2 protein-coding genes are annotated in these 616 nt (G+C 56.8%); both read left to right on the top strand.

Features of this window, described 5'->3' with window-relative positions:
• A partial coding sequence (locus tag ACFDSS_RS12825; RefSeq protein ID WP_375256124.1) for an MnhB domain-containing protein occupies nucleotides 1-291 on the top strand: 291 nt, incomplete at its 5' end.
• A gap of 1 nt (nucleotide 292) precedes the next feature.
• Nucleotides 293-616: Na+/H+ antiporter subunit C (locus tag ACFDSS_RS12830; protein WP_375256125.1), on the top strand; the 324-nt coding region annotated here is incomplete at its 3' end.

Genomic DNA, 616 nt, shown 5'->3' on the forward strand with positions numbered 1-616 from the left:
GTCCTGGTGGCAGGCTTTACGGGGATCGGCTCTTGGTTTGTGGACAAGCCATTCCTGACCTCCGACTTCACCTACGTGCGCATCCCACCTTTCGAAAAGTTTGAGCTGGCAACAGCCACCCTGTTTGATCTTGGCGTTTTCCTTTCCGTGGTTGGCGCGGTGATGCTGTCGCTTGAGAGTTTCTCACGCCTTGCGCGCCGCAACGAAACGGTCGAAAGCGAGTATCCCATGGACATTGATCCTTCACGGGATGATCCCGCCAATCCAGAACCAAAACAGGAGGGCGTGTAAAATGGAATTCTTGCTCGCGTCCGCCATCGGGATCATGACAGCGGCAGGTATCTATCTGGTGCTGCGGTTGCGGACCTTCCCGGTCATCCTGGGTATTTCGCTGCTGACCTATGCAGTAAACGTGTTTTTGTTCACCTCCGGTCGGGTCGCCGTCGGTGCGTCGCCGGTGCTGCGCGATGATGTCGCCCGATACACGGACCCGCTTCCACAAGCGCTGGTCTTGACCGCCATCGTGATCTCCTTTGGTATGACAGCCGTAGTGGTCATGATCGGACTTGGTGCATTCTTGGGGTCTGACGATGACCACGTAGATGATCCGCTGCCG

The organism is Yoonia sp. (genome assembly GCF_042093035.1).
Taxonomy (GTDB): domain Bacteria; phylum Pseudomonadota; class Alphaproteobacteria; order Rhodobacterales; family Rhodobacteraceae; genus Yoonia.